Source organism: Peptacetobacter hiranonis, assembly GCF_008151785.1.
GTDB classification, from domain to species: domain Bacteria; phylum Bacillota; class Clostridia; order Peptostreptococcales; family Peptostreptococcaceae; genus Peptacetobacter; species Peptacetobacter hiranonis.
In genome coordinates this window covers 504,081-530,273 of record NZ_CP036523.1, presented here as the reverse complement: position 1 = coordinate 530,273, position 26,193 = coordinate 504,081, and the positions used below count along the sequence as shown (strand labels likewise).

Below are 26,193 nucleotides of genomic sequence, written 5' to 3'. Positions count from 1 at the left end.
ATCCCTTTCTTATTTATGAATTGATTTCTTCATACATTTATTTATACACTCGCCGCATCTTATACACTCCACGCTATTTGGATTTTCATACGGTTTTATTCCCATTTTACACTTTTTCCGACACATCCCACACTTATTACAGCTGCTATCCACCTTATATCTAAACGGAGATATTTTATTAAACACACCTAAAAATACTCCAAAAGGACAAAAATATTTGCAAAACGGTCTAAATACGAATAGCGACATCAAAAATACTGTACTAAATCCAAATAATTTTACAAATATCTTAGCATCTCCAAATATACTCTTATCTTGCATAATGGAAACTGGCACTAAGATTATCAACGCAATAAATATAATGTATTTTATTTTCTCTCTAATAATGCCACATTTTCCACATGTACTGAGTGAGGGAACATATCAACTGGCTGAATTTCAACGCATTTAAAACCTCTCTCATCCATATACGCTAAATCTCTCGCCAAAGTAGATGGGTTACAAGAAACGTAAACCACTCTCTCTGGATCCATAGAAACTATAGTATCAAGTACCTTCTCATCGCAGCCCTTTCTTGGAGGGTCAACAACGACAACATCTGCTTTCTTTCCTTCTTTGTACATCTTTGGAACAACCTCTTCCGCTTTTCCAGCGTAAAATTCAGTATTTTCAAGCCCGTTAAGTTCTGCATTTCTCTTAGCATCTTTTATCGCATCTTCAACAATCTCAATTCCGTATACCTTCTTAGCTTTCTGTGCTAAGAACAGAGAAATTGTACCAATTCCGCAGTATATATCGAAAACTGTTTCATTTCCAGTTAAATTTGCATACTCTAAAGCCTTGTTGTATAACACTTCTGTCTGCACTGGATTTACCTGGAAGAATGAAAGTGGAGATATTTCAAACACAAGATTTCCTATATAATCGTTGATTTTTCCTGTTCCACATATAACTTTATTCTCTCTTCCAAGAATTACATTTGTCTTATTTGTATTTACATTTACAACTAAAGTCTTAAATCCTTTTATTCTCTCTTCAAGCATTTTTGCAAGTTTATTTACATTAGGTATATTTTTCCCATTTGCAACTAATACAACCATAACCTCGCCAGTTGTAAATCCGATTTTTGTAACTATGTGTCTTAAAAGTCCTTTGTGCTTCACTTCGTCGTACACACTTATATTATTTTCGACAATAAATTCTCTAACAACCTCGATTATTTCGTCATTTAATTCATGCTGAATCATACACTTAGCTGTTGGAATTACCTCGTGGCTCTTCTTTTTATAGAATCCTATCACAGGCTCTCCTTTTCTCATCTGAACTGGGAACTGAGCCTTATTTCTGTATCTAAATGGAGTTTCCATACCGATTGTATCGTGTATAGTCGCACCTTCAATCTTACCAATTCTTGAAATAACCTGCTTAACCTCGTTAGTTTTAAGCTCAAGCTGCTTGTTGTAGTCAAGCTCCTGAATCTGACAACCACCACACATCTTTAAGCTATCGTCGCAAACTCTATCTACTCTGTATGGAGAATGCTCAATAATCTCAACAAGATCACCAACCGCATAATTTTTCTTAGACTTATTTATCTTTACCTTAACCTTTTCTCCAACTAATGCACAGTCCACAAAAACTGTAAATCCATCGTATTTACCAATCCCGACACCAGACTCACCCATATCCACTATGTCTACTACATACTCTTTATTTTTCTCTAGCATAATATCCTCCATTTTCTAAAATTTTCATCTATCTCAATCAAATTCTTTCCAAAATTATTATCTATCAAAAATCACTTACTTTTGACTTTTTCAGACCTAAAAATTATTATTCTCAAAATTTAATTTTAACAGAAAAAAGCCCTGTACTCAAGTACAAGGCTCATTCTCTATACTATTTTTCAAACAAACTTAGTTATATCAGCTTCATGTAAACTATTTTAAAAAATATTATACTTATATATAACAAAAAGGAGAAATTTCAACTGTTACTATATTTTTCTAAGCAGTCCTTTATATTTAAGCTACTACAAATTTACTAACTTAAAAAAAGTGGATAAAATCAAAATTTACCAAAACTATTGATAGTATGTAGCATATGAGTTATATATACAAACTCTCTCGACAATCTGCAGGCGTGTATTTTGTTCATAATAAAATACATTGCTTGCACTCACGCCGAAGCCTGGAGAGAAGTTTGTATATATCTCATATGCTTCGTATAGTAACAATAAATTGGTAAATTTTGACTTATCCACTCTTTCCTAAGTAGTAATTTTTTAGTAATTCCAGATATACTTTCCTCTTTCTCCTGTTCCATAGAAATCAGCAAATGTTATATCAAAAATATTCTCTTTAAAATCTACATCTATCTCATTCTTAATTATATACTGCCAAATTCCCGCATGAGAAATATCGCCCTGAAGAAGAATTCCTTTAAGCTTACCATCTCTAACAACTGCCTTCTTGTAGTTCTTAGAATCTTCCTGCTCTACAACCTTGTCTCCTTCCTCTTCTCTTATATTTCCAAGACAAAGAGTTACTAGTCCGTAGAAGTTCATAGTATTCTTCATAGCAAATCTATCTTCGTATTTTTCCGCCATACCAGTCATATTTCTAGCTGCAGTTTTTCCCTGCTTCATAGCATTTGGCCATATTCCAGAAAGACCTGCAACATCTCCTGCTGCATAAACATCGTCCACACTAGTTTTCATAAAGTCGTCTACAACAATCCCTCTGTCTACTTCTACATTGCTTCCTTCTAAAAATCCTACTGCTGGTCTAACCCCAGCTGCAACGATTATCATATCGCAAGCAACTGTTTCTCCTGTATCAAATGTAACTGCGTGAATCTTTCCATCCTCAGAGCACTCAGCTTTATCAGCTTTGCATCCAAGATAGAATTTTGCACCTGCTTCTTCAAATTTTCTCTGGTATTCTTCAGCTGCATGTAGATTTAACTGAACAGGAAGTATGCTAGGAGCCATTTCGACTATTGTTACATCCTTACCTCTTTCAAGAAGTCCATGTGCAGCATCAAGTCCAACAAGACCTGATCCAACGATAAGTATCTTTTCTGATTTCTCAGCCATCTTATCTATTGCCTGAGCATCTCTTAAATGTCTAAGCCCAAACACATTAGATGCCTTTCTAAAATCTCCAACCGGTGGTATAAAACTATTTGCACCTGTTGCAATTAGAAGCTTATCGTATTTTACAACATCACCATCTAAAAGAACAACTTCCTTATTGGCTGTGTCTATTTTATCAACTCCAACCTTTTTCCAATCTATATTGTTTACTTCGAAAAAGTCTTCTCTTGTGAAGTTTAGAGTCTTTTCATCTCTCTCATGTGATATATATTTATGTAGCATACAACGAGAGTGTACAAACTGATCTTCTGAAACCATTGTAATCTCAGAGCATTTGTCTAATTTTCTTAATTCTTCAGCTGCTGTAATACCTGCAGCCCCTACACCGATAATTACATACTTCACAGATTACACCTCCTCTACATGAATTGCTTTTTTAGGACATGATTTTACGCAACTTGGCTCTCCACCATGTTCTAAGCAGAAATCACATTTTATAACTTTTGTCTTAGTTATTCTATCTGGTTTTAATACACCAAATGGGCAGTTCATTACACACATAAAGCAAGAACCACATCTTTTTTCATCGTATGTAACAAGTCCTGAGTCTGGGTCTTTTTTAAGAGCACCACTCATGCAAGACATCACACATTCTGGTTCATCACAATGTCTGCAGAATATTGGACGATAATTTCCTTTTTCGTCTTTATATATAAAGTTTCTTGATTCATTTTCTGGGTCAAGAAGGTTTAGTGTATATACATCGCCTTCATCTTTTCTGTGAGCCTGCATACATGCTACTGAGCAGTTTTTGCATCCGTCACATTTTTCGTAGTCTACAATTATTCTTTTCATATAGGCGCCCTCCTTAGATATTAAGTGCAGCACGTTTTTCTTCTATAATTTTTTCAAGAATATCAGCTGTTTCTTTTGCATCTGGGTTTATTATTACCTGTCCACCTGTTAACTGTTTCATATCTTCAGTTAATACTTTTACCGCTACATCACTTCCTGTTACAAATGGAGGTAATCCTAAGTGTAGTGGTAATCCTAGAGCAAGTCCGAAGCATCCATCAGCAAGTGCCTGTTCTTCTAGCCACTGAGCTGCTGATAATACAAGTGGTAACTGAGGTAAATCTATGCCTATAGCTTCAGCTAATTCTGTAGCTACTATTTCTAATCTTCCTATTGCTAGACATGGACCAAAGTTTAATACTGGTGGTATTCCTAAAGATTCACATACTTTTCTTAGTTTTGGTCCAGCGTATTTAGCAGCTTCTGGATTCATAAATCCGCAGTTTTCTATTCCTCCTGAAGAACATCCAGCAGTTAAAACTATTATATCTCTTGATATTAATTCTTTAACTAAATCAACACTTAAAACATCGTGTCCTCCAGCAGTTAAGTTTGAACATCCAACTACTCCTGCAACACCTTTTATTTCTCCAGCTACTAATAAATCTATAAGTGGTTTCCAGTTTCCACCTAAGAAATCTTTTAATGAACCTTCACTTACACCAGTTAGTGCATTGTCAAATCCATGATCTTCAAATAGATTTAATTCAACATTTCCTCTTCTTGATGTATAAGATTCTATTATTTTGTCTATTATTTCTTCTGAAACAGCTTCTCTGTTTTCGAAGTCGAATTCTTTTAATTCTGCATTTGCTTTTTTAGCAACGCTATCTATACATATCTGTTTTATTTTTAATTCGTCACATATTGGCTCGATTCCTGGAAGTGTACAGTTGAATTCTGATATAACTGCATCTATTGCACCAGTTGCAAGTATTGCTTCACTTGTGTAGTTATTTCCAGCGTGTCCATCGAATATATCTTCATAATGAGCACCTCTTAGCTGTAAGTCCTGTCCAACACAAGTACATCCAACTAATTTGAATCCTTTTGCTCCAACTGCTTCAGCTTTTTTAACAACATCTTCTTCAGTTAATCTCTTCTGAAGGTATGTAAACATTGAGTGCTGATGTCCAGTTATCATTATGTTTATGTAATCAGGGTTTACAACTCTCATTCCTACAGGAGCAAGTCTTATTTCTGGCTCTCCTAAAACTATATCGTTTAGTAGGTTTGTAAGAGTTAATCCGTATATACCTGTTGAAATTCCTAGTTTTAAGCAGTCTTTTAGCATATCAACTGGGTCTGAGTTTAAGTTTGTTGAACATTTTACAACACCATGACATACTTCTGATTTTGCCCCACCAGGTAGTATTCCAAGTTCTTTCCAGTTTTCATATCTTGGAGCATAAGCCATTTTTTTGATTAATTTCATTTCTTCAAATTCAGGAAGATATAAATCAGCTAATACAGCATCTGCAACCATTTCTGCTCTTTTGTGCATATCTTCTTCATGTATTTCAAATATATCTGCTAATTTGTTTAACGCATTTATTCCTTTTATTTCGCCTTTTTTCTGAGCTACGTCTTTTACGTTTCTAGCTGTATTTTCAACAACGTGTATGTAGCATCCTGATCCTGATGCAACTGCTCTTAAAAAGTTTCTTGTAACTATTGTGTCTGCATTTGCTCCACATATCCCTCTTGGAGACTCTGGAGTTATTCTACAAGGACCATTTGAACATAGTCTACAGCAAACTCCCTGTAAACCAAATCCACATTTAGTTTTCTGAGTGTCTACTCTGTGATGAGATGTTTCAAATGGAAGATTTCTGATGTAACCTTCTAAAGGTTTGTCTGCACTTTTACATGTATTACAGCCATAGCATTTATGATTCATAATTTTACCTCCTGATATTGGAAATTAATTTTTTTAATTATTTTTTTCTTGTTTTTGTTTTTTAATTGTCTTTAATTTAAAAATTTATTATTGCTTCGATTAAAAACTTGATGAATTTTGTTATTTTGTTTGACGCTTTATTTGCCAATCTGCATTTTTTAAAATTTTAGTTTATTTTTTATTTGGACTATTTTAGTCCACTTTAATTCTAAAAATTTTTTAGCTTGAAGTTATACAAGCTTTTTTTATTTTTTATAATGCAAAATTTAACTTTTTAATACTCTTTTTTACAATATACTTTTTCTACTATCGAAGTCTTTAGACTTACATTCAAAGTTTCTATCCTCTAATATTTCTTCAAGACTTCTTCTCTTTAGCAGCATTTCTACCTGATTTTGGATATATATTAGTTCTTTATGTACTTTGCACATCCCATTTGAACCATTTCTGTTGCAGAAGCTGTGTATGCACTCCATAACAGCAAAATCTGGATCAACTGCGATTATTACATCGTACAGAGTTAGTTCGTTTAGGTCTTTTTTTAAACTATATCCTCCATTTGCTCCTCTTTTTATCTCTACTATCTCGCTCTTTGCAAGCTTTTTGATAATCTTGTAAGCAAATGCCTCTGGTAGTAATTCCCTTTCGCATATTGTTTTAATTGTTAATTTTTCTTCGTCTTTTAGCGCTCTAACAATTCTTATTGCGTAGTCGCTTTCCCTTGTAAATAACATTTTCCATCACCTACTATGTCTTAATCTTATCAAACTAGATAATTTTTGTCAACATTATTTTGTTAAAAAATATATAATCTATAAGCTTGTACTTTTGTAGTGAAAAAATAAATAGGTAACCTCCTCTCCGGGCAATCAAGTTGCATCGTCGAGTAAGCTTACCTATTTAAATTTTTTCATTCACCATAAATACTATGCTTATATGATTATATATAACTTTTAACAAAATTGTTGACTGCAAATTTGCGTGCTTTTGTACACTGGTTTATATTTTGTATAATGTTTTATTGTCAGTCTTTTTAATTTTTTTGCTTAGTTGTTAAAATTTTTTATTTTAAATTTTTAAAATACTAATATCTTAAATAGTCGTCGTATTTTATTATGTCTTCGTGTTCGATGAATACTCTTGGTATTCTTCTTGAGATGTTGCACATTATTTCGTGTGATATTGTTCCGCAGTCTTCAGCAAATTCACTTATGCTTACTCCACCTTTTCCAAATACTACAGCTTCGTCTCCAACTTTTATGTCGTCGTCCATTCCTATTTTTATCATGCACTGATCCATGCATATTCTTCCCACTACTTCATAGTCTTTTCCGTTTATGCAAACTTTTGGATTTTTTCTTCCTCTGACAAATCCATCCGCATATCCTATTGCAAGTGTGGCAATTCTTTCTTTTTCTTTTGCTTCATAAGTGCATCCATAGCTTATTTTTTCGCCAGGCTCTATTGTTTTTATGTGAGAAACTCTAGTTTTGATAGTCATTACAGGCTCAACAGGCACTCTTTCTTTCATAATATCATCTGAAGGATAGCATCCATACATAATTATCCCAGCTCTTACCATGTCAAATTTCAAATCGTCGCAATCCACTATGGCTGCACTGTTTGCTGCATGAACTAGTGGCACTTCAACGCCTTCTTCTTTTAATCTATTTAACATATACTTGAATTTTTCACCCTGCATTTCTGTAAAACTCTTGTCAACTTCATCAGCTGCAGCAAAATGAGTAAATATCCCCTTAATACTAATTCTATCCATTTCGCTTATTTTCTTAATCTCACAAATAGACTCCTCAGTAACCTTAAACCCAAGTCTATTCATTCCTGTATCTATCTTTATATGAACCTTTGCGTCCATCTCAAGCTCCTCAGCTGCTTCATTTAACTTCACCGCATCCTCCATAGAATAAATAGTAAACATAACATCATTTCTGATTATATCTCTATATCTCTGCTCTGGAGTGTAGCCAAGTATCAAAATTGGAAGCTCAAGACCTTTTCTTCTAAGCTCCATAGCCTCCTCTGCCCTAGAAACTGCAAGATACTCAACATCATTTTCCTCTAAAGTCTTTGCAATCTCAACAGAACCATGACCATAAGCATCAGCCTTTACAATACCACAAATCTTCTCCCCGTTATTCAAAACCTTTCTTATGCTCTTTAAATTTCTCTTAAAAGCATCTAAATCTATCTCTGCCCAAGCAACTGCCTTAATTCTACTCTTATCTATCATCTAAAAACCCCCAGTCTAAACTAAAACTAATATATCTAAATAACCTTAATACTTCATTTATCTAAACAAATTATATCTAAATAACACAATTCTTTAAAAAAATATGACAATTAATAATTTTATACATCATTAAACTAAAATATCAATGTCTAAAATCAAAAATCGCTTAATAAACTATATACTAATATAAATTACTTTACCGCATAAAAAAAGAACCACACTATATTAGTTTTTAACACACTGCGGTCCTCTATACTAAAAAATCCCACCGGGTTGCGCTTGAAATCAGAGGCGTGGTGGGTTCTGTTGATTACATTATAACATATATCATCACATTAAAACAGTATAGAAAACTGCTACGAAATAACTTATGATTAAACAGTCTAAGTAAATAATTTTATAAACGCACAGATTTTTGGATGAAAAAAGGAACAAGAATTTATATTGTTAGCCAGCGACAATGCAACTCGATTGCCTGGAGCGGATAACAATATAAATTTTGTTCCTTTGTCTAAAAATATGAAGTTTATAAAATTATTACTTCACTTTAATCTTCAGTTATTTCGTATCCATGTTTTCTATACTGCTCAACTATTTCACTCCATAGTTCTTCTATTCCAGTTTTTTTAGATGAAGATACAGGTATTATCTTTTCATCCTTTTCTAACTGAAGTTTCTTTCTTATAACGCTTAAATGTTTTAAATACTGTCCTCTAGATATCTTATCTGCTTTTGTCGCAACAACAACGCAATCATATCCGTAGTATTTTATCCAATCGTACATCATCTTATCATCTGCAGTAGGTTCGTGTCTTATATCTACAAGAAGGAATATCGCACAAAGCTCGTCCCTATCCTGAAGGTATCTCTCCATTACCTGTCCCCATTTATCCTTTTCAGACTTAGCAACCTTTGCATATCCATACCCTGGTAAATCGACAAAGAAGAATTCCTTATTTATTAAGTAGAAGTTTATTGTTCTTGTCTTACCTGGTGTAGAACTTGTTCTAGCGAAATTTCTTCTGTTAAGTAAAGCATTTGTAAGTGATGATTTCCCAACATTAGATCTTCCAGCTAGTGCTATCTCAGGTATTCCGTCTGTAGGATACTGGTGTCTATGTACAGCACTCATTGTTATCTCTGAGCTTCTTATTTTCATACTTTCACCGTCCTTTTCTAAAATTTATAAATCGTAATTACTAATATCAATAATTATATTAGTACTCATATCAATAATTTTTAAAAGAGCCAATCTTATACCAAAGATAGCTCTTTTAAAAACATCTTTTCACTAATTATATTAGTCTATTATATTAACGCTTCTTTTAAAACATCGTCCATTGTCTCAACTAATACGAATTCCATATCAGCTTTTACATTTTCTGGTATTTCGTCTAAATCAGCCTCACATTCTACTGGAAGAAGTGCTTTTTTCACACCAGCTCTATGTGCTGCTAATAATTTTTCCTTAACTCCACCAACAGGAAGTACTCTACCTCTTAGAGTTATTTCACCAGTCATAGCTATATCTCCTGGTACTCCTCTACCTGTAAGCGCTGATATTACAGCAAGAGCCATAGTTATACCAGCTGAAGGACCATCTTTTGGTGTAGCTCCTTCTGGTAAATGTATGTGTATGTCTGTATTTTTGTAGAATTCTGGATCTATGCCTAGCTCATCAGCTCTAGATCTTATGTATGATATACCAGCTCTAGCTGACTCTTTCATAACATCTCCTAGCTGACCTGTAAGTACTATTTCTCCCTTACCTTTAAGCACATTTACCTCTACTTCAAGAGTAACTCCACCTACTTCTGTCCAAGCAAGACCAGTTACAAGACCTACTCTTGGCTCATCTTTAGCTAAATCATATTTGAATATTTCTTTACCTAAGAATTCCTGAAGGTCTTCCATCTTAACATCGTATCCTTCTAAGCTTGGATCTTCAACGTATTTCTTAGCTACTTTTCTACAAACTTTTCCTATTGTTCTTTCTAATGTTCTAACACCTGCTTCTCTAGTGTATGAATTTATTAATTTTCTCATAACATCTTCGTCCATTGTAACGAATCCTTCAGCAAGCGCATTTTCTTTTATCTGTTTTGGAAGAAGGTATTTCTGAGCTATATTTAATTTTTCTTCTTCTATATATCCAGAAATTCTTATAACTTCCATTCTGTCTAATAATGGTCTAGGTACTGTATCTAAAGTATTTGCAGTTGTTATAAATAGTACCTTTGATAAATCAAAAGGTATTTCCATATAATGGTCTACAAATCCTTTGTTCTGCTCTGGATCTAGAACTTCTAGCATTGCTGAACCTGGATCACCTTTATAATCAGATGCCATTTTATCTATTTCATCTAGTAAGAATACTGGGTTCTTGCTACCAGCTTCTTTCATTCCATTTATTATTCTACCTGGAATTGCACCTACATAAGTTCTTCTATGTCCTCTTATTTCAGCTTCATCTCTAACCCCACCAAGAGAAAGTCTAGTATATTTTCTTCCTAATGCTTTAGCTACAGACTTAACTATAGATGTTTTACCAACACCTGGAGGTCCAACAAGACAGATTATCGGCCCTTTTGGAGATTTAGATAATTTTCTTACTGATAAATATTCAAGTATTCTTTCTTTAACCTTATCTAATCCGTAGTGTTCTTCATTTAATATCTCTTCTGCTTTTTTAACATCTAATTTTTCTTTTGTTTCCTTATTCCAAGGAAGTGAGAATATCATATCTAAATAGTTTCTACTAACTGCTGAATCAGGTGAAGATGGACTCATTCTAGCAAATTTTTCTATTTCTTTAGATATTTTTTCTTTTGTTTCCTTTGGTGCTTTTAGAGTTTTTAATTTTTTTCTATATTTTTCAGCATCAGATGATGTATCCTCGTCTTCTCCAAGCTCTTTCTGAATAGCTCTTAACTGTTCTCTTAAGTAGTATTCTTTTTGGATTTTGCTCATCTGTTTTTTTACTCTTAAAGCTATTTTTTTCTCTATCTTCATTATTTCTACTTCTTCTAATATGATAGAGTACATTAATTCTAGTCTTTTCTTAACATCGAATTCTTCTATTATTTCCTGCTTTTTATCATTTTTTAGATATATATTAGCAGCTATTGTATCCACTAATCTTCCGTAATCGTCTATTTCTGAAAGACTTATTAATATCTCAGGAGACATTTTGTTTCCTATATTTATATAGTCTTCAAAAGCAGCCATTAAACTTCTAACTAGCGCCTGTATTTCTTTTGCTTCTTCTTCATTTTCAGCAGTTTCAGTTTCGTCATCCTTAACCTCTACCACTTCTTCTACTACAGCTTTAAAGTATCCTTCTTCTTTATCTACACTTTTGATTGTAGCTCTAGTAACCCCTTCTACAAGTACTCTAACAGCATCTCCAGGTAATTTTATCATCTGTTTAATATTTGCTATAGTACCTACTTTGTAGAAATCATCCTCATCTGGATCATCTATCTCTGGATCCTTCTGTGTAGTAAGGAATATAACCTCATCATTTAACATAGCTTCTTCTAATGCATTTAGAGATATTTCCCTACCTATATCAAAATTTAATACCATATATGGAAAGATTGTTAATCCTCTAAGAGGTATTACTGGTAATTCACGTTCTATTTTAGTATTTTTATTACTCATATTCAGCCCTCATCTCCTTTTTTAAGAATTTTACTGCTTTTTCTATTATATCTTTACAGATATTAATTTTCAACCGAAAATATTTTAAATTTTATCATTTAATAGATTATTATATCCTTATCTCGGTTTATTTGCAATTATTATTTTTACTATCACGCCTCTATTTATTATTATACCCTATTTAGTGTCATAAATTACAATAAATAGATTAAAATCATTTTATTTAGATAACTTTTGTAATTTTAAAAATAATATTAACTTATATATTATATGTTATAATAGAAATTGATTTGAAATTTAAAAAAAATTAAATCTATTTTTACAAGGAGGATTAAAATGCTCAAACTTTTTTTAACATTTTTTAAAATTGGTGCATTTACTTTCGGCGGAGGTTACGCTATGGTTCCTCTAATCCAAGACGAGCTTGTAAAGAAACAAAAATTAGTCAGCGAGGAAGAATTTTTGGACTATCTTTCTATAGCTCAAAGCTATCCCGGTGTTTTAGCAGCAAATATTTCTATACTTTTAGGTTATAGAATAAACGGTATAAAAGGTGTTTTAGTTTGCCTATTAGGTGCAACTATGCCTTCATTCTGTATAGTTATAGCCTTAGCATATTTATACTTTGCCAACTCATCATCTAAAATACTCGACGGTTTCTTTAGAGGAGTCAACCCAGTTGTTATAGCACTTATATTATACTCATTCATAAAAATGCTAGAAAAACTTCCAAAAACTAAAAGAAATATTATTTTCTTAGTAGTTTCTTTTGTGGCTGTAGCATTCTTAAATATAAGTCCAATATATTTAATACTATTAGGAGGTGTATATAGCTTATGTCTAAAATAATACTTCTTTTCCTAATATTCTTAAAGATTGGGGCATTCAGTTTTGGTGGTGGCTATGCGATGCTTCCATTTATACAGCAGGAATTTATCAATAAATACCACTTCATAACTAACCAGGAATTTTTAGACTTGCTTGCAATATCTCAGTCAACTCCTGGGCCAATAGCGATAAACAGTGCTACATTTGTCGGTTTTAAAACTGCAGGTTTCTGGGGATCACTTGCTGCATCTGTTGGTGTTGTAATATTCTCACTTGTTGGACTTACAATTATCTCTCATTTATTGGATAAGTTTAAGGACAATAAAAAGGTAGAAAACTTGCTTACAGTATTAAGACCTATAACTCTAGGTTTTATACTTGCAGCTGCTGTGTCTTCTGGTAAAGAAATTACTTGGGGGGCATATGATATAATCGCATTCTTAGTTGCGTTATATTTATTAAAGAAAGAAAAAGTTGGATCAATAGCTATAGTATTCATATTTGGAGCTATTGGAATATTTATGGCCTTATTTTAAACTCTAGACGAATATAGAATTTTTTCTAAAAGTAAGTAAACTTAAAAAAGAGTGTTCAAGAGAATTCGACTCCTGGCTTCGAGCTTTTTCCTATATAAGCATTAGCTTTACAAGCATAATGCTCATAGGAAAAAAAGCTCTGCAGATAGTCGTTTTCATTTCTCTTGAACACTCTTTTATTTTACATTTATCACTCTTTTAGAAAAAATTCTATATTCATCACTATCTATATTTTAAAAAATACCACCAATAGATTAACCTTTGATACTTCTTATATCCATTTTATAAACTGCCATTATTTTTATCTTTTAAAAATATAACTCTGTACTCAACTTTTGTTCAGAAAATTTTATATGCTGACGCAAATGTAAGAAATGTCATATTTTTTAATGGCATCTCTCTTTTTTATGTTTGCTAACTTTTTAAAATTTTTATTTGTATTTTTCTGAAATGTTAACTTACTTTTGGAATTTGTGCGATGCTAGTCCTATATTCAACAATCTGCAGAACTTTGCATCCTTTTGTTAGCTTGGCAAAGCTAACAGCTAAAAAGGTGGCAAAGTTCGAAGCCTGGAGAATAAGGACAGCATCGTGCGAATTTCTTGTAAATAAACTCAGAAAAATACAAATAAAAATTTAAAAGTTAGCAATAAAAAAGAGATGCCGTAAAAATATGACATCCCTTCTTTGCGTTTCATATTAATTTTCTTTGTAAACTATAGTTGGCTGTACATCATCATTTATTACAGCTTCTTTAGTTACTACTACTTTTTCAACATTTTCTTCAGATGGTACTTCATACATTGTATCCATCATTATGTTTTCAACTATACTTCTTAGACCTCTGGCACCAGTGTTTCTGTCTATAGCTTTCTTAGCTATTTCTCTTAGTGCATCGTCTTCAAATTCTAGCTCAACATCTTCTATGTCGAATAATTTCTTGTACTGTTTTACTAATGCATTTTTAGGTTCTTTTAGTATTGTAACTAATGCATCTTCATCTAGCATATTTAATGTAGCTATTACTGGGATTCTACCTATAAATTCTGGTATTATACCATATTTTAGTAAATCTTCTGGTAGTACATTTTCATATATTTTTCCTAAGTCTAGGTTTTTCTTGCTTTCTATCTTAGCTCCAAATCCTAGAGTTTTTTCACTAGATCTTCTCTGGATTATCTGTTCTAATCCGTCAAATGCTCCACCTAATATGAATAGTATGTTAGTTGTATCTATTTTGATAAATTCCCGGTTTGGATGTTTTCTTCCGCCCTGTGGTGGAACATTAGCTACAGTTCCTTCTAATATTTTTAGAAGTGCCTGCTGAACACCTTCTCCGCTGACATCTCTTGTTATAGATACATTTTCTGACTTTTTAGCTATTTTATCTATTTCGTCTATGTAGATTATACCTTTTTCAGCTTTTTCTACATCGTTATCTGCAGCCTGGATAAGTTTAAGAAGTATGTTTTCAACGTCTTCCCCAACATAACCAGCTTCAGTAAGAGCTGTTGCATCTGCCATAGCAAATGGAACGTTTAATGTTTTAGCAAGTGTCTGAGCAAGTAATGTTTTACCAGAACCTGTTGGTCCTAAAAGTAATATATTACTTTTCTGTATATCTACATCATTTTCAGAATTGCTGTATATTCTTTTATAATGATTGTAAACTGCAACAGATAAAGCTTTCTTAGCTTTTTCCTGTCCTATTACGTAATCATTTAATATTTCCATCATTTCCTTTGGTTTTGGTAATGAATCTATTGATGTTGTTTCTTCGTTAGCTTCTTCAAATTCTTCTCTGATTATGTCTTCGCAAAGTTCAACACATTCATCACATATACAAACATCTGGACCTGCTATTAATCTTCTTACCTGATCCTGAGTTTTTCCGCAGAAAGAGCATTTTAGCTGTTTTTTATCGTCAAATTTTGCCATTAAAATTCTCCTCTCTTATAACGGTTTATTTGTTATAACTTCATCTATTAAACCATATGCAAGTGCTTCATCAGCTTCCATGAAGTTATCTCTTTCTGTATCTGCCATTATTTTTTCTAAAGGCTGACCTGTATTTTCAGAAAGTATCTGGTTTAATTTTTCTTTCATTCTTATTATTCTCTTAGCCCGGATTTCTATTTCTGTTGCCTGTCCCTGAGCTCCACCTAGTGGCTGGTGTATCATTATTTCACTGTTTGGAAGTGCGTATCTCTTACCTTTTGCACCTGAAGAAAGTAAGAATGCACCCATAGATGCAGCCATACCTATACATATTGTACTAACATCTGGTTTTATATAGTTCATTGTATCGTATATAGCCATACCAGCTGTTATACTTCCACCTGGTGAATTTATGTAAAGATGTATATCTTTATCTGGATCTTCTGCTTCTAAGAATAAAAGCTGAGCTACTATAAGTCCTGCAGTATCATCATTTACCTCATCACATAAGAATATTATTCTATCCTTTAATAATCTAGAGAATATATCATAAGATCTTTCCCCTCTTCCTGTCTGTTCAACAACATAAGGTACTAATGCCATTTTATGTAACCCCTTTCTTTTTTTGCATTCAATATAAGGCTGCCTAAGATATCAAATATCGCTTTAGACAGCCTTGTTTTTTCAAATATTTATAGACTATTTATAAAACTATGCTATTGTAGCATTTTCAACTAGGAAGTCTATTGTTTTTCTAACTTTTAACTGACCAGCTATGTCTTCTAAATCTTCTGGTCTTAAAGCTTTTTTCATTTCTTCTGCTTCCATTTTGTACATTTCAGCCATTTTAGCTATTTCAGCGTCAACGTCTTCTTCAGAAGCTTCTATGTTTTCTAATTTAGCTATTTCATCTAATACAAGAGTTCCTCTAACTAATTTTTCAGCATCTTCTCTTCTTTCTTCTTTTAATCCATTTAAGTCTTTACCAGTTATTTCTAATAACATTTCCATCTGTAATCCCTGGCTCATTAACTGGTAGTTAAGATCCTGCATCATTCTGTCTAACTGATCTTCAACCATAGCGTTTGGAGTTATGAAGTCTGCTGCATCAGCTATTTTATTAACTAATTCTTCTCTTAACTGATTTTCAGCCATGTTGTTAGCCTGTTCTTCTAAGTTAGCTCTTATGTCAGCTTTTAATTCATCTAAAGTTTCGAATTCTGTAGTATCAGCTGCGAATTCATCATTTAATTCTGGCATTTCTCTAACTTTTATAGCGTTTATTTTAACTTCGAATTTAGCTGGTTTAGAAGCTAAATCTTCTCTTGAGTATCCTTCTGGGAATGTTACATTAACTTCTACTTCTTCGTTTAATGCTTTTCCAACTAACTGTTCTTCAAAGTTGTCTATGAATGTGTGAGATCCTATTGTTAATTCGTATCCTTCAGCGTTTCCACCTTCGAATTCTTCTCCATCAACAAATCCTTTGAAGTCTATGTTAACTATATCTCCGTCTTCAACGTTTCTTTCAACGTCTACTAATCTAGAGTTTTTTTCTACCATTCTATCTAATTCTTCAGTTATCATTGTATCAGTTACTTCTGGAACATCTTTAGTAACTTCTACACCTTTGTAGTCACCTAATTTAACTTCTGGTCTAACTTCTACTTCTACAGACATAACTAATCCGTTTTCTTTGCTTATTTCATCTACATCTATAGATGGAGCACCTATTGGAAGTATTCCAGTTTCTTCTACTGCTGGTACGAATACTTCTGGGAATAATGCATCTATAGCATCTCCGTAGAATATTCCTTCACCGTAGTTCATTTCTATTATTTTTCTAGGAGCTTTACCTTTTCTGAATCCAGGTATGCTGTATCTACCTCTAGTTTTTTTGTAAGCTTTTTCAACTGCTCCGTTGAATTTATCGTAGTCAACTGTTATTTTTAAAGTAACTACGTTACCTTCTTTTTTAAGTAATTCTGCTTTCATTTCTTAAAAATCCTCCTAATATACTTTTGATATTACAATTTATGGTATTTGTATCCATCATAATTCTATATAACTATTCAATTATATCACATAACTTTTTTTAAATACAACCTTTCTTATGATTATATTTCAATTATTTGGCTATTTTTTTAGCTTTTTTCAAAAGTCATAGATATTCTTCAAATTAAATTTCTACTTCCTTCACTTTTATATTATCTCCGTCGATTTCTAATATAGCAAATCCTCTTTTGCTGCCTCCTCTTGGAAGAGAAAGACTACCTGGATTTATATAAAGTGTTCCATTTATTACTTCAGAAAAAGTTTCATGAGTGTGCCCAAACACAACTATATCTGCGCCTTCTCTTTCTGCCTTAGTCTGTAAAAATTTTGTTCCGTATTTTACATCGTATCTATGTCCATGGCACACGAAAAATTTCTTTCCACCAAAGTCAAATAATAATTCGTCCTCTGCATCTTCAAAGTCGCAGTTTCCTACAACAGCCATAACATTTACTCCTGTTTCTCCATAAATATATCTCGCATCTGAGTAGTTATCCCCTGCATGAATTATTAAATCGCAATTCTCTAAGTACGGAATTGCTTTATCCATATTTCTAACTAATCTATGAGTATCGCTAACTATACCTATTTTCATTATCTCACAACCCTTTTAATAAATTCTTCTTTCATCTTTTTAAGTGCATTTGCTCTGTGACTCATGCTGTTTTTGATTTCTGGATCTATTTCACCAAATGTAGTATCAAATCCATCAGGCATAAACATGCAGTCGTATCCAAATCCATTTTCTCCATGTTCCTCAAATGTTATCTTACCTTCAACAGTTCCTCTAACAGTAAACTCTTTTCCATCTGGAAGTACAACACCTATTGCGCTTACAAATCTCGCAGTTCTATCTTCCATTGGAACATCTTTCATAGCTTCGAATAATTTTACTCTATTTTCTTCATCAGTTGCATGTTCTCCAGCATATCTCGCTGAGTATATACCCGGTTTTCCTCCTAAACAATCAACAACTAAACCAGAGTCATCTGCTATAGATATTTTCTTAGTTAATTTTGAAATTGTTCTCGCTTTTATCAAAGCATTGTGTTCAAATGTTTTTCCGTCTTCTACTATTTCTATTCCGTCTAATTCAACATCTTTTAAAGACATAACATTATAGTCGAAATCTTTTAGTATATCCCCTATTTCCTGTAATTTGTGTTTATTTCCTGTAGCTATTACCACGTCTTTTCCGTAGTCCATACCAAGCACAGCATCTCCTATTTCTGGGATTGCAGCTCTCTGTATTTTTATTAGCTCTTTGTTTCCTTTTTCCCCTAATTCTAATAATTTATTTAAATCTTCTCTACTAAATGGAGCTTCTTCTCCAGTTCCCTGAACTTCTACAAACTCTCCTTTGTCTGTCATTACAAAGTTCATATCTACCTTAGCTGCAGAATCTTCTTCGTAACAAAGGTCTAATATATGCTCATCATTTAAAACACCTGCACTTATTGCAGATACGAAATTCTTAATAGGAAGTTTTTTAATTTCTTTATTCTGATAAAGTCCGTAAATTGCCTGAGCTGCTGCAACAAACCCACCAGTTATTGAAGCTGTTCTAGTACCTCCATCTGCCTGAATAACATCGCAGTCAACCCATATAGTTCTCTCTCCTAATAAATCTAATTCTATAACAGATCTTATTGCTCTACCTATTAATCTCTGTATTTCCTGAGTTCTTCCATCTATCTTTCCTCTAACTGAATCTCTTATCTTTCTCTGCTGAGTTGAACTTGGTAACATAGAATACTCTGCATTTATCCAACCTGTACCTGTATTTCTTAAAAATGGTGGTACTTTGTCTTCAACTGTTGCAGTACATATCACTTTAGTTTCTCCCATCTCGATAAGCACAGATCCTGCTGCGTATTTTGTAAAATTCGTAGTTATCTTGACTGGTCTTATCTCGTCATTTGCTCTATTTCCTAATCTTTCCATACTGTGAAATCACCTCTTATTTAGTTTTTTTATATTAAAATTACTAATTTATTATTTGCTATTTATTACATTCCAAGTTCTGATAATACATCTTCCTTGCTTCCCATTTCAGATAATTTTAAGAACATATCCTCGTCGATTACCTTTATTCCTAAATCATTGGCCTTAGTTAATTTTGAGCCAGCTTCCTCTCCAGCAAGCACAAATGTAGTAGACTTGCTAACACTTGAAGTAGCCTTTCCACCTCTAAGCTCTATAATCTCCTTAGCCTGATTTCTCTTTAATGTAGGAAGTGTACCAGTAAGAACTATCTTCATCCCTTCAAATAACTGTGGTATACCTTCAGATTTGTCCTCACCTGCTTCAGTATTTACCCCAGCATCTTTTAACTTCTGAATAACTGCTAAATTCTGTTCTTCTCTAAAGAATTTTACAACACTCTCAGACATAATACTTCCAAACTCTTCAAGCTGCTGTAATCTCTCAACATCGGCGTTTATAATTTCGTCTAAACTGCTGAAGTTTGAAGCTAGTATCTTAGCTCCTTTCACGCCTACAAATCTAATTCCTAACCCATTTATCAATCTCCATAGGTCGTTTGATTTTGATTTTTCGATTGCTTTAATTAAATTATCAGCAGATTTTTCTCCCATTCTTTCAAGTGGCACAATCTGCTCTTTTTTTAGATAATATATATCAGAAACGTCTTTTATTAGACCTTCTTTTAGGAATAATGTGATTATTGACTCACCCATACCATCTATATCCATAGCCTCTCTCGAAACAAAGTGGATCATTCCCCTTCTAATCTGAGCTGGACAAGAGATATTTATACACTTAACTGCAGCTTCACCTTCAAGTCTAACTGTCGGCTCACCACACTCAGGGCAGACACTAGGCATGACAAAATCTTTCTCATCCCCTGTTCTATCCTCTTTCACAACCTCAACTATCTGCGGAATAATATCCCCAGCCTTCTGAACTATAACATGGTCAAATAATTTTATATCCTTTTCTCTGATAAAGTCCTCGTTGTGAAGAGTCGCCCTACTAACAGAAGTACCTGCTAGTCTAACAGGCTCAAGAATAGCTGTTGGAGTGATTGTACCTGTTCTACCAACCTCTACCTCAATATCTAAAATCTTGCTCTTCTTTCTCTCAGCTGGGAACTTGTACGCAATAGCCCATCTTGGACTCTTAGCTGTAAATCCCATCTCATTTCTCTGCTCAATGTTGTTTACCTTAACAACCATACCATCTATATCGAATTTTAAACTTCCTCTGTTTTCTGTCCAATACTCTATAAACTCTATAACCTCATCTATTGATTTACAGATTTTGTAGTTTTCACTAACTGAGAAGCCTAGTTTTTTAAGGTATTCTAATGAATCAGAGTGTGTATCTATTCCATCTAATTCGTTGATATTTTCTAGGTTAAATACAAATATGTCTAAAGGTCTCTTTGCAGTTAGCTTTGAGTCTAACTGTCTTAGTGATCCTGCTGCTAAATTTCTCGGATTGGCAAATATCTGTAGGTCGTGCTCTTCCTGATATTCATTGACCTTTTCAAAATTTTCTTTAGATATGTAAACCTCTCCTCTGACGATTATCTCTCTCTTATCGTCAATCTTTAAAGGAATGCTCTTTATCGTCATGACATTTTTAGAAATATCCTCTCCAATTATCCCATTTCCTCTAGTTGCAGCACTTTTAAACTCTCCATTTTCGTAAGTTATCCCTACAGAAAGTCCATCTATCTTAAACTCAACAACATACTCTACATCCCCGTCAGTCATCTCTCTCACTCTTCTGTCAAAATCTCTTAAATCTTCAGCAGAGTATGCGTTTGATAGACTAAGCATCGGATTTTTGTGCGTAACCTGGTCAAACTTGTCAAGTGCCATCCCCCCAACTCTATTAGAAGGAGAGTCCACTCTCTTGAACTCTGGGTTTTCTGCTTCGAGCTTGATTAGTTCTTTCATAAGCATATCATACTCGAAATCTGAGATTTCTGGAGTATCTTGGTTGTAGTATTTGTCACTGTGGTAGTTTATTTTGTCTATTAGATTATCTATTTGTAGTTTTATATCTTCTTTTCCCATATGGTTTCCTCTCTAGTTTTATTTTTGAGAAAGAATTATTTTTTCTCTTGATTGAAGAATATTTTTATTTTTTAATTCTTTCTATATTTAATTATATCAAATTTGTTGAATTAGATATAAAAAATATAAAAAAATAGGAGCATAGCTCCTATCCTTCTACTTCGCAATATATTAATATTGTTCACTTTATTATATTATAGCATTAACTTAATTTACACATTTCATTTAAAGTATTTTTGTTATTTCTTTAATACACATTTTCCCCATCGTAGTCGTACAAAGACAAAGTCATTCTTACAAGTATATTTATCTCTAGCTTAATTGGTTTTGGAAGTATTTATTTATCCTATTTTAATGTCTTTAGCATCATTTGTAGTTATTTACTTTATTGTTGCAATAAACACATACAATAAAATCATTTCTAATTACTTATCAAATATAAAAGAGGCTATCACATGAACAATTTTCAATTGGTATGCGACATCCTCTTTCATTTATGCATTGTTTATATAGATACCTAGAATCACTCTAGATTATATATGACTGGTATTTAACATAATCCTCTTTACTACATTCTATACTAAATAAAGTTCCTTCATTAGTATATTCAGTTTCTAGAACAGTTGAACTATCAATTATATAAGATGTCATTTTACCATCTTTATAAGGAACCATAACCTTACATTTTATATAATCCATAAATATATTTTTACATATAGATTCCAATAATTCTTCTATACCTATATATTTTTTAGCTGAAACCAGCATCCCTTCTATATTGAATGTATCTAATTCCATTAAATCAACTTTATTATATACATAAATCACAGGAATATTATCCGCCCCTATTTGATTTAATGTTTCATTTGTTACATTTATATGATTTTCATAATTAGGATTAGATATATCAATCACATGAAGTAATAAGTCCGCATCACAAACTTCTTCTAGAGTAGACCTAAAAGCTTTTACTAAACTATGAGGTAAATCCCCAACAAATCCCACTGTATCTGATAATAAAAAAGATTTATTATTATCTAATTTTATATTTCTAACATAAGTTTCTAAAGTTGCAAATAGCATATTTTTTTCAAATACTTTTTTATCTTCATCATTTATAAACTTCTCTACTAAAGCATTCATAACAGATGACTTACCAGCATTTGTATATCCTACTAAAGCTACATTAGGAATATTAGATTTTTTCCTTTTACTTTTTTGTACTTCTCTTTGATTTTTTAATACTTCAAGCTCTTTATTTAAATTAGCAATTTTATCTTCTATTCTTCTACGGTCTAATTCTAATTTTGTTTCTCCTGCGCCTCTGTTTTTAGTCCCTACTCCACCACTTTGACGACCTAAATCTTCATTTGAACCAACTAATCTTGGTAATTCATATTGGAGCTTCGCAACCTCTACTTGTAATTTAGATTCTCTTGTTTTTGCTCTATTTGCAAAGATATCTAATATTAACGCAGTTCTATCTATGACATTACAATTTATTTCTTCTTCAATATTTTTAACTTGTGACGCTGATAATTCATTATTAAATATAACTATATCTGCATTGTTTTCTTCTACTAAATTTTTTAATTCATCTATCTTCCCACTACCCATATAAAAAGTAGAGTTAACTTTCTTTGAATTCTGCTTAATTTGACCAACAGTTTCTATTTTGCAAGCTAAGCATAAATTTTTTAATTCTTCCATAGATTCATCAAAATTATTTTTATTATTTATATTAATTCCTACAATTATTCCTTTTTTTATCATCTTCATAATCTCCTGTAATTTTATATTTAAATATTAACTTTAAATATCACGGGATTATGACTCTTTATTAAATTAAGATAATAGCCACAACCCGTGACTTATCCTCTTAATCTTATTGACGCTATTCCACCATTCATAATCATTTTAACACCTCCTAATTTAAATCTACTATTACTAATCTATCTTTTGTTTATATCTAAATAACTGTATCCAATCATTATAAGAAACTTCACTAATATTATTAAGATTTATACCTAGGTATTTAATTACTGCATGAATTTGATTTTTTGTAAATACATCTCTTAAGTTATTAATAGACTTAGATATAAAACTTGTATATTCATTCCATTCATCTTTAGATATATCATATTTATATTTTCTTTTAAAATATACTAAGACGCAATCTACACTAGGCATGGGATGGAAGTCTTCTCTATTAAAATAGTGCACTATCTTAATATCAAATTTAGTTTTTAAAAGTAATGATAATTTACTCTCTCTAGGTATTCCCATAAATCTTTTTGCGGAACCTTTCTCCATAACTAGCCACATATCAGTTGGTGAATTTAACTCTTCTAATAATAATTTCTTAATAATCTTTGTTGTTATATAAAAAGGAATATTAGAAAATACCTTATATTCTCTTTTTTTAGGTAATTTCCAATTTAAAAAATCTTTATTAATAAGAGTAACATTATTTTTACTTTTAAATTTATTTATTAAATTTCCATATAAACTTCTATCTAGTTCTATAGCTGTAACCCAATAACTTTTTTCACATAAAGCTTCTGTTATATGACCTTTTCCTGGTCCAATTTCAATAACAAAATCATTTTTGGATATATTTGTTTTTTTTATTAATTTATATATAGTATTTTTACTAGTAATAAAATTTTGCGATACACTAATATCAACTTTTCCTCTATAATTATTACTTTTAGCTTTCATTCATAATCTCCTTAATTCACTATTTTTACTCTTTAAATAGCACGGAGTTATGACATTATATTAAATTTGTTTAACGATAGCCACAACTCGTGCGCTATCTTCTTAATCTTATTGACGCTATTCCACCATTCATAATCATTTTATTTCCTCCTATTTTTCATATAATAAGCTTTAAATATTTGTTTATAATTTTTGCATCTTTATTAAGTAGTTATTTTCAAACGAAGATATTTTTAAATTTTTTCATTATTTATACTCTCTATGTTAACTATTAATATTAAATAGCGCAGAGCTATAACATTATAAAAAATCCCCTAGAATATAAGTCGATATTCCAGGGTATTTGTATATTAAGCATATGCTATCTAATTTATAATATACCCAGGAGTAATGTATATTTTTTTTAATTTATTAAGCATTATATATAAATTTTTCATAACTACAACTCCTTTCATATTTTAATGTATTTAATAATACCATAAACTATATTTACTGTAAAGCACTCCGATTCACTTCTAGCAAAATCACAATATACTTTATAGATAAAATAAAAAATAGGAGCTATGCTCCTATCCTTTTGCTTCGCAATATATAACAATTGCGACCTTTATTATATTATAACACTAACTCAATTCTTACATTAAATTTAGTTTGTTTTTGTCATTTTTTAAATTTTCGAATATATTGGCATTACTTTAATACACAGGTTTTCCACAGAATTTGAAGTATTATAATATCCTTGTAATTAAAAAAAGAAGAAGCTTTTAAAAGCTTCTCCTCTCTTGATTTATATTTATTCTTTTTAATCCCTAGTTCCACTCTTTTTCTAATAAAAAATCTCTAATATTTCTATGCTTTATACCATCTCTACTCATATCAAACTCATCCAACGATACAACATACTTTGGAAAATTATCTTGTATATCATCGTACACGCCAAACTCACGCTGAATTGTTTCCTCAGATGCAAGCAAATAAGTTACTTGTATGTAAATCTTTTCATCTCTCTTATAACATACAAAATCAATCTCCTTATTGCCACTTCTACCAACTCTAACCTCATATCCTCTTCTAAGAAGCTCCATATAAACAATATTTTCTAAAATTAGGTTGATATCCTTCATATTTCCACCAAAAACTGCTTCTCTGATACCATGATCTGCTATATAATACTTCTCATTTGATGCCAAAATCTGTTTACCTTGTAAGTCTTCACGCTTCACTTGATAGAATAAATACGCATCACAGCAATATTTTATATAATTCAAAATTGTATCTGGAGCTACATTTCTCTTTTCACTTTTAAAGAATTTTGATATTGATGTTGCTGAAAATGTATTTCCAACATTTGCCATTACATATGCACTTATTCTTTCTAACAAGTCCACATCTCTAATATTATTTCTTTTTACAATATCTTTAAGCTGCACAGAGTTAAACAAATCATGTAAATATTGGATTGATGCAGTTTTTTCAAATCGTATATTAGATAAATATGGCATCCCCCCGAATACTACATACTTCTGAAAAATCATATTTATTGGCTCGTCGGGATAAATTTCTCTATATAATTCCACAAACTCAGCAAACGAAAATGGATATATAACAAATTCAACATATCTTCCTCCAAGATAAGTTGCAAGCTCTCCGGATAACAACTTAGCATTAGATCCGGTAATATAAATATCACAATCTAAAGAAACTCTAAGTGAATTTATACACTTTTCCCAATCCTTCACTTCCTGAATTTCATCAAAGAAAAGATACACCTTTCCCTCTATTTTATTAGCTCTTTCTATAATATCATCGTTTAGTGCTTTAGCTGTTTGAATATGTGCATATGACATATCTTCAAAATTTATCGAAATAAATTGACTTTTATTTACTCCCGATTGCAAAAGCTCTTCTTTTATCAACTCTAACATAACTGACTTACCACAACGTCTAATCCCAGTCATAACTTTTACCAAATCTGTATTAATAAATGGTCTAATGCGGCTCATATACATTTCTCTCTTAATCATCAACATCACCCCTTCTTCATCTTAGTTATAAATTATCACACTTATAACTGATAAACAAGGCAATAAATCAATTTTTATTAGTTATAACTAACAAAATACTAAGAATATATCTTTTTATCGTTTATAACTAATAAAATATTACAAATTATATTTTTATCACTTATAACTAACAAAATTTTCAAACTAACCAAAGATATACCTCTAGCGTTCTTTCCCCAAAATAACACTTTTAAAAATAATGATAAACTGAAAAAGAGGGGCGAATATACTCCTTTTGTG

20 protein-coding genes are annotated in these 26,193 nt (G+C 31.8%); 2 read left to right on the top strand and 18 right to left on the bottom strand.

Annotation, left to right across the window (positions count from 1 at the left end):
- Positions 1 to 9 precede the first annotated feature (9 nt).
- The 9 genes from KGNDJEFE_RS02720 to lon all read right to left on the bottom strand — a co-directional run bounded on the left by KGNDJEFE_RS02720 (position 10) and on the right by lon (position 11,766).
- Positions 10 to 321 carry a 4Fe-4S binding protein gene (locus KGNDJEFE_RS02720; protein WP_006439678.1) on the bottom strand — a complete coding sequence of 104 codons (312 nt, stop codon included), beginning with the start codon at positions 319 to 321 and terminating at the stop codon, positions 10 to 12.
- A gap of 47 nt (positions 322 to 368) precedes the next feature.
- Positions 369 to 1,727 (bottom strand): 23S rRNA (uracil(1939)-C(5))-methyltransferase RlmD, encoded by a 1,359-nt coding sequence (gene rlmD / locus KGNDJEFE_RS02715; RefSeq protein ID WP_040410350.1) that lies wholly within the window; start codon positions 1,725 to 1,727, stop codon positions 369 to 371.
- Positions 1,728 to 2,284: 557 nt separating this feature from the next.
- Positions 2,285 to 3,502 (bottom strand): NAD(P)/FAD-dependent oxidoreductase, encoded by a 1,218-nt coding sequence (locus KGNDJEFE_RS02710; RefSeq protein WP_006439676.1) that lies wholly within the window; start codon positions 3,500 to 3,502, stop codon positions 2,285 to 2,287.
- A 3-nt stretch (positions 3,503 to 3,505) separates the two neighbouring features.
- A complete protein-coding gene (locus KGNDJEFE_RS02705; protein WP_006439675.1) occupies positions 3,506 to 3,952 on the bottom strand; it encodes a 4Fe-4S dicluster domain-containing protein in 447 nt (148 codons plus the stop codon).
- 13 nt (positions 3,953 to 3,965) lie between these two features.
- The gene (gene cooS, locus KGNDJEFE_RS02700) at positions 3,966 to 5,852 is read right to left on the bottom strand and encodes an anaerobic carbon-monoxide dehydrogenase catalytic subunit (protein WP_006439674.1); all 1,887 of its coding nucleotides are present in this window, start codon (positions 5,850 to 5,852) and stop codon (positions 3,966 to 3,968) included.
- A 287-nt stretch (positions 5,853 to 6,139) separates the two neighbouring features.
- Positions 6,140 to 6,586, bottom strand: coding sequence for an RrF2 family transcriptional regulator (locus KGNDJEFE_RS02695; protein WP_006439673.1), 447 nt, complete (start codon positions 6,584 to 6,586; stop codon positions 6,140 to 6,142).
- A 350-nt stretch (positions 6,587 to 6,936) separates the two neighbouring features.
- Positions 6,937 to 8,103: an alanine racemase gene (alr, locus tag KGNDJEFE_RS02690; protein WP_006439672.1), complete on the bottom strand. Its 1,167-nt coding sequence runs from the start codon at positions 8,101 to 8,103 to the stop codon at positions 6,937 to 6,939.
- Between the two features lie 547 nt (positions 8,104 to 8,650).
- A complete protein-coding gene (gene yihA / locus KGNDJEFE_RS02685) occupies positions 8,651 to 9,262 on the bottom strand; it encodes a ribosome biogenesis GTP-binding protein YihA/YsxC (protein WP_006439671.1) in 612 nt (203 codons plus the stop codon).
- Positions 9,263 to 9,411: 149 nt separating this feature from the next.
- Entirely contained in the window at positions 9,412 to 11,766 is a 2,355-nt protein-coding gene (gene lon, locus KGNDJEFE_RS02680) for an endopeptidase La (RefSeq protein WP_006439670.1), read from the bottom strand.
- 336 nt (positions 11,767 to 12,102) lie between these two features.
- Here lon and KGNDJEFE_RS02675 point away from each other — a divergent pair, with 336 nt between their 5' ends.
- Positions 12,103 to 12,615, top strand: a complete 513-nt coding sequence (locus tag KGNDJEFE_RS02675; protein ID WP_006439669.1) for a chromate transporter — start codon at positions 12,103 to 12,105, stop codon at positions 12,613 to 12,615.
- Positions 12,603 to 13,130, top strand: a complete 528-nt coding sequence (locus KGNDJEFE_RS02670; RefSeq protein WP_006439668.1) for a chromate transporter — start codon at positions 12,603 to 12,605, stop codon at positions 13,128 to 13,130. The genes KGNDJEFE_RS02675 and KGNDJEFE_RS02670 overlap by 13 nt, the downstream gene beginning before the upstream one ends.
- 699 nt (positions 13,131 to 13,829) lie before the next feature.
- Here KGNDJEFE_RS02670 and clpX read toward each other — a convergent pair.
- The 9 genes from clpX to KGNDJEFE_RS02625 form a co-directional block, all read right to left on the bottom strand.
- Positions 13,830 to 15,068: an ATP-dependent Clp protease ATP-binding subunit ClpX gene (gene clpX, locus KGNDJEFE_RS02665; protein WP_006439667.1), complete on the bottom strand. Its 1,239-nt coding sequence runs from the start codon at positions 15,066 to 15,068 to the stop codon at positions 13,830 to 13,832.
- 15 nt (positions 15,069 to 15,083) lie between these two features.
- On the bottom strand, positions 15,084 to 15,671 hold the full coding sequence (gene clpP / locus KGNDJEFE_RS02660; RefSeq protein WP_006439666.1) for an ATP-dependent Clp endopeptidase proteolytic subunit ClpP: 588 nt from the start codon (positions 15,669 to 15,671) through the stop codon (positions 15,084 to 15,086).
- A 108-nt stretch (positions 15,672 to 15,779) separates the two neighbouring features.
- Positions 15,780 to 17,063: a trigger factor gene (gene tig / locus KGNDJEFE_RS02655; protein WP_006439665.1), complete on the bottom strand. Its 1,284-nt coding sequence runs from the start codon at positions 17,061 to 17,063 to the stop codon at positions 15,780 to 15,782.
- A gap of 184 nt (positions 17,064 to 17,247) precedes the next feature.
- Entirely contained in the window at positions 17,248 to 17,718 is a 471-nt protein-coding gene (locus KGNDJEFE_RS02650) for a metallophosphoesterase (protein ID WP_006439664.1), read from the bottom strand.
- Entirely contained in the window at positions 17,718 to 19,067 is a 1,350-nt protein-coding gene (rph, locus tag KGNDJEFE_RS02645) for a ribonuclease PH (RefSeq protein WP_006439663.1), read from the bottom strand. The genes KGNDJEFE_RS02650 and rph overlap by 1 nt, the downstream gene beginning before the upstream one ends.
- Before the next feature lie 65 nt (positions 19,068 to 19,132).
- Positions 19,133 to 21,169, bottom strand: a complete 2,037-nt coding sequence (gene ligA / locus KGNDJEFE_RS02640; RefSeq protein ID WP_006439662.1) for an NAD-dependent DNA ligase LigA — start codon at positions 21,167 to 21,169, stop codon at positions 19,133 to 19,135.
- A gap of 528 nt (positions 21,170 to 21,697) precedes the next feature.
- Positions 21,698 to 22,942: a GTPase HflX gene (gene hflX, locus KGNDJEFE_RS02635; protein ID WP_162214182.1), complete on the bottom strand. Its 1,245-nt coding sequence runs from the start codon at positions 22,940 to 22,942 to the stop codon at positions 21,698 to 21,700.
- Positions 22,943 to 23,116: 174 nt separating this feature from the next.
- On the bottom strand, positions 23,117 to 23,890 hold the full coding sequence (locus tag KGNDJEFE_RS02630; RefSeq protein WP_007286427.1) for a 23S rRNA (adenine(2058)-N(6))-methyltransferase Erm(Q): 774 nt from the start codon (positions 23,888 to 23,890) through the stop codon (positions 23,117 to 23,119).
- A gap of 809 nt (positions 23,891 to 24,699) precedes the next feature.
- Positions 24,700 to 25,914 carry an ATP-binding protein gene (locus KGNDJEFE_RS02625; RefSeq protein ID WP_006439660.1) on the bottom strand — a complete coding sequence of 405 codons (1,215 nt, stop codon included), beginning with the start codon at positions 25,912 to 25,914 and terminating at the stop codon, positions 24,700 to 24,702.
- Positions 25,915 to 26,193 lie beyond the last annotated feature (279 nt).